Annotated in this window: 2 protein-coding genes; both read right to left on the bottom strand. The window is 71.6% G+C overall.

What is annotated here, in order from left to right; translation table 11 throughout:
* The coding region (locus AC27IO_RS19550) for a hypothetical protein (protein ID WP_498740288.1) at positions 1 to 4922 on the bottom strand (4922 nt) is incomplete at its 3' end.
* Positions 4923 to 5277: 355 nt separating this feature from the next.
* Positions 5278 to 5724, bottom strand: a 447-nt coding sequence (locus AC27IO_RS19545; protein WP_487115473.1) for an efflux RND transporter permease subunit, incomplete at its 5' end; no start/stop codon positions are given.

Here is a 5724-nt window from a genome sequence, read left to right as displayed (position 1 = left end):
GCGTCCACGCCGGATCCGGCGCTGCGGCCGGCCGGCCGCGTGGGCAGCGGAAGGGGCTGCGGGGTCACGGGGGGCCGCCGTGGGTCGAAGTTGGGGGGCACGGGCCGCGGTACCGCGCGGCCCGTAGCCCCGACGGACTCCGGCGTGGGCAGGGGCATGGGCTGCGGGGTCGTGGGGGACCACCGGGGGCCCGCAGGCGTGGCCCGGCGTCCCGCTGCGCTCGTGGGCGGGGTAGCCCCCTCGGGTGGCAGCGGAAGGGGATTGCTCTCGGACGGCTCGCTGTCCACGCCATCGTCTTCGGGCACCCAGTCGCGCAAGGAGGGGCTGGCGATGACCGGCGGCCTGGGGAGCGGGTGAAGGGGGTGCTGGTCGTTGAACGGCTCCTTGAACAACTGGCCCAGCGTCGGGCGCCGTTGCCGCGTTGGTGGGGGTTCGACGTCCGGGGCTTGGGGCGTCTGCAGGTCCTGCTCCTCGGGCTCCTGCGCCTTGTTCACGCCGTCGTTGGCCCGGGTGAAGAGGCCTTGCGCTTGCTGTTGTGCCTGGGCCGTGAGCTTGGTGGCCTGGGCTTCGGCGCGGGCGCGCCAGACCGCCTGGGGATCGGCGGCGGCCGCCGGCTCCCGTTCGATTTCGACTTCCGTTTCAGGATCGGGCCTGGGCTCGGGGTTCTGCGCCACCGGGGCGAATTTCGGCGCCCATCGGGCCGAGTGGTCATCCGGGGCCGCGGCGTGCTGCTGCGGGGTGCGGCCCACCTGCTGGGAGCCTGCCGGCAGGAATTCGTGCAGCCGGGTGGACTCCGAAGCCGCCTTGCCCTGCAGCATGCCGAGTGCGGCGCTCTGCGATGCCTCGTCCTTGGCCTTCGTCTTGAATTGCAGGTTGTTGGCGGTCCAGGCGTCGTGGCTGTCCAGCAGGGTGCGCACCTTGGCACGGTAGCCGTCGGCCTTGGCCTGCTGTCCCTGCGCAATCGCCTGCTGGCGCGCTGCCTCGGCCTGCTGGGTGGCCGCCAGGTCCCGCAATCGTGCCACGGCCTCTTGCTGGGCCAGTGCCTCGGCGGGCTGGCCCGCGGCAGCAGCCCGCCGGATGGCGGCCTGGGCCTGCTGGCTTTCCATGGTGGCTCGCCGGGCGGCTTCGGTCGCCTGCTGCGCTGCGGCGGCGGCTTTCTGGCCCGTCTCGGTGGCTTGCTGTGCCAGGCCCTGCAGCTTGTCGTAGGCCTCAGCCGCCTGGGGGCGCAGCTTGGTCACCACGGAAAACGTCATGCCAGGCGCGCTGGCCTGTGCGGCCTGGACCAGGGTGTCCTGCAGGCGCAGCCAGGCGCGGCCGGTCTTTTCTTCCGCCGAGGCATGCGGCACGCCGTCGCGTGCGGCCATGACCGAAACGAACTCGTGCATCCGGGGTTCGAGCTCGGCCAGAAAATCATCCAGGTCTTCGAACTCGCGGATCATCTGGGTCTGGTCGGCCCAGGTCTCGCCATGGCGGGTCGTCATGCGCAGCGTGGTATCGACCCCGCTGTTGGCCAGTTGCTTGCGAAAGTCCAGCCCGGCCCCGCGCGCCTGGGCGGCCCTTTCCGGATCGTGCCTGGATGCCGGCACCAGCCCCAGGCTGGCGTTGGCGCTCGCACGGACATCGGCCCGGTGCTGCGCCGACAGCTTGTACTCCTCCACATTCAGCCCCGAACGGCTTTCCGTCTGCACCGAGCGCGAACGCTGGTTGCTGCTGGCGACCCCCGCCTGCACGCCGACGCCGATGGCGCGCCGCGTGGCCTTGCGGTCGTGCTCGTCGCGGTCCCGCGGCCCGCGCGCGCGGACCATGGCGTTGGCGCCGATGGCCATCTCGGACGTACGGCTGCGTTTGGTGTTGGACAGCTCCGCCACGGCCAGCGCAGGAAAGTGCTCCAGCAGGTAGGCCAGAGGATCCATGTCCGGGCCGCCCTCCGACGATGCGGCGCCCCCGTGGGCCATGGCAATGAGCGCATCGGCGAAGTGCCGCCGCAAGGTGTCCTCATGGGAGGCGGTGCGCTGCATGCGCAGGCTCACGCCCTCGGTGCGCGAGGTTTCGCCGCCGGCCTCCAGGCGCATGTCGAAGCGCAGCGCGATGCCTGCTTCGTCATCGCCCAGGTTGAACTCGTGGTCCTGGTTCCCCAGCTCGCGCCGCAGGCCCACGCTGAGCCCCACGTTGGCGTTCTTGGAGTCCGCCGTGGCGATCTGCATCTGCATGGCCGCACCGACCATGTTCAGGTCCATCGAGCGCTCGTGCCCCAGGCCGATGCCCGCGATCGGCGTGACGAGTTCCGGCGTGGCGGTGGTCACCGACACGGCCTTGCCCAGTTCCAGCCGGGCCAGCCGCGCATCGCTGCTCTTGATCTTCTCGCCCAGGCTGATGCGCTGCGACAGCGATTTCATCACTTCGGCCGCGTCGGCCGGGCCGCGCAGGTCGTTGAACAGCGTGATGGTGTCGGACACGCACAGCTCGAAGCGGTTCACGTGCACGTCCCGCTGCAGGGCCTGCAGCGCGGGCGCCGCCGTTTTCACGGTATCGGCCACCGTGCGGGGCGCGGTGCTGCCGGAGGCCGCGCCGGTGGTGGCCGCGGGCGGGCTCCATGGCACGGCCAGGGCCGCATCGACCAGGGTGCGCATCAGCCGGCCCGCATCGTCGCCCGATTCCTTCATCTGGGACCAGGCGCTGCGCACCGAAGCGGGCCAGGCGTCCTGCACCTGGTCCAGGGCCTCTTCCCGGGACGGCCGCTCGCCCTCGGGCAGGGTCTTGAGCCAGTCCTGGGTGAGCTTGCTTTCGATGGCCTCGAAGGTGTCGATGCGCAGGGACCGCAAGGCGGCCGCGGGCTTCACCTTGGCCAGCAGGTCGGCCGATACCACCATGAGGTCGGCCAGTGCCCGGGTCTGCGGCGCTTCCACGCCGGCCGCGGCCCTGGCCGCTTCGGCAATCTCGTGGAAGCCGCCGATGGCTTCGTGGGCGATGGCATCGGTGCGCAGGCCCCGGGCGACCTGGCTGGGGCCCACCGTGGGCGACAGCGTGCCATCGGCCAGCGCGCGCAGATCGGTGTGCTCTCCCAGCACCCTCAGGATGTGCCCGACATTGGGGCGGCTGCCGCGCAGCGATTGCCAGTCGGCGGCCAGGCCCGGGGGCAGCCCGGCCATGCCCTCGGCCCCCAGGTGGGCCTCCACTTTCTGGAAAAAGCCCTTGCCCAGGTGCTTGAGCGTGTTCTGCGAAGGGGCCGGCGCGCTCCCGCCCAGCCCCAGCTCCTTCAGCACCCCGAGCATCAGGGTTTCGGCTGGCAGCGCGCCGGCCCCTGCGCGCGCTTGGAGATCGATGCGCAGGTCGGTGGCGGTGCGGTGCAGCGATGCCACGGCTTCGTCGCGGCGCGGCAGCATGCCGTTCTCGCTGGCGGCGGCGGTCATCTTGCGCATGACCGATTTGCGCCACATCGTCGGCTGCGCGCCAGGCAGCCAGGACGCGATGGCGGGCAGCGCAGGCGCGAGCAGCCCTTCCATGCCCGCCGAGTTCTTGACGATGGCCTTGGGCAGCCCGCCCGTCAGCCAGTTCTGGAACCGCCCCATCCGCCCGGACGCCGCGCGCGCGTTGCGCTGGCTGGTCTGGTCGAGCGCGCCGTCGCTGAACTGCAGCAGCCGCTGGCGCACGCGGTCGTAGCTGGATCCCGGCGCCTTGGTCGTGAACCCGTTCTGCAGGCAATGGAACGCGGTGCGCTGCGCCACCGTCCGCTCGGATTCGGGCACCGGGTGGTGCCGTGGCTGGGCCAGCTCGACCGCATGCGCCACTGCGTCGCGCAGCAACGCCATGTCCGCCGGGGCCTCGGCCGATCCGGGGCCCTCCTGCTGCCGGGACGACTGCAGATGCAGCATCGCCGACATGGCCACCTGCAAGGCATCCTGCCGGGTCCCGGCGGCGGGAGGGTCCGTCATCCTGGCCAGCAGGCGCATGCCGCCTGCCGGCCTGGCGATGGCGCACGCCAGGCGCGACAGCGGCTGCAGGTCGGCGCGGGTTTCGCGGTCCGGTGGGGAAGGCTGCAGGGCGTCGTGCACCAGGCCGACCAGCCGGGCCGGCGAGCTGTGCGACAGGTTTTCCATGGCCGTCGCCAGCCCCTCGGGATCGCCGGCGAAGGTGTCGCGGGCGGTGTTGATCAGCAGCTCGACGGCCAGCACGTCGGGCACCTTGGTGCCGTGGTTCAGGGCCGCGACCAGCGTGTCGGTGGCTGCCTGCAGCCGGGGCTGCAGGGGCTCGGGCACGCCCGAGAGCAGTTCAGCGACCATCCTGGCGTTGGCGGCGGTCGCCGCGTCCTTGGAGCGCTGCTCGGCGGCCTTGGCGGCGTCGGTCAGCTGCTGCAATGCGCCTTCCGTGTTCACGCGCGCGCCACCGGGCAACGCGGCCTGGGTGGCCAGGTGGATGGTGGCCTTGGCCTTCTCGGCATGGACCAGGCCTTCCAGATGGCCCAGCACGATGGACTTCGTCTCCGCCGTGGCCCTGCCCTGGCTGCTCTGGCCCCCTGCCTTGAGGCCCCCGGCTTCATAGAACATCTCCAGCGCGTCGCTGGGCACACTGGCAGGGCCCTTGCCCAGCGACAGCACGGACAGCGCCTGCTGGGCCCAGTACGCCGCCGTGCCCGCGATGCCGCCGTCCCGGCCCGATCCTTCGGTACCGGGCGACTGGCCGGTCTCCACCTGGTGCAGTGCCTCCTGCACGGCCTGCGCCAGCCCGGTCTTGGTGGCGTTGGGCAGTGGCACCCGTCCGTCCGCCTCGAACCGCGGCGCCTGCACCTGGTTGTGCCGCACCACCGGGTGCTGGGTCTGCGTGCCCACCGCCAGCGGGCCCAGGCTGGCGTTGGCCGTGGTCTTGCCGCCCTTCCAGAGGCTTTTGAGCTTGGACAGGACGGTCCGGTCCGAGCGCTGCGCCATGTTGGCGGTGGTGTAGACCGCCGCCGATCCGCTCTTGCCGCGCGCAGCGAGCCCCTCCGGCCCCTTCAGGCTGGCGCTGCGCTCCGGGCATCCGGGACCGGGGACGCAGGCCGTGCAGGCGTGGACGGAGGCCGTCCGGCCGGCTGGATTTCCCCTGAACTGGTGGCACGCATGGTCTTGTCTCCCTGGAATTCTTCTGGAATCCCATGGTTGTATACAAGTCCTGGCAGCTTTCCCGGTGATGCGAAGCCGTGCATCTGCACGCGAAAAGGCCGCCGCGCCTTGGGCGCGGCAGCGCAAACCCTGTGCTAGAGGGGCGGGCGGCACCGATGGCAGGGCGCCGCCGCGCCGCCACTCACAGCGGGTGCGGCGCTTCGGGCGCGCGGGGTGCCTGGGGGGCTGGTGGGGGCCGCCGCATCACCCGGCGCTGGAACCACTGCGCGAAGTCGTCCACGTAGGTGAACACCGCCGGCACCACCAGCAGGCTGAGCACGGTCGAGGTAATGAGCCCGCCGATCACCGCCACCGCCATGGGCGAGCGAAAGCTCATGTCGGCGCTGCCCAGCGCCAGGGCGATGGGCATCATGCCGGCGCCCATGGCGAGCGTGGTCATGATGATGGGCCGCGCGCGCTTGTGGCAGGCATCCAGCAGCGCGTCCCAGCGGCTCATGCCCTGGTCGCGGCGCGCCACGATGGCGTACTCCACCAGCAGGATGGAGTTCTTGGTGGCGATGCCCATCAGCATGATGAGCCCGATGAGCGAGGGCATCGAAAAGCTCTTGCCCGCCACCAGCAGCGCCAC

This window comes from Acidovorax sp. KNOB132 (assembly GCF_057541515.1).
Note: the sequence above shows the minus strand (reverse complement) of the source record. Positions and strands in the feature narration are given on the sequence as shown.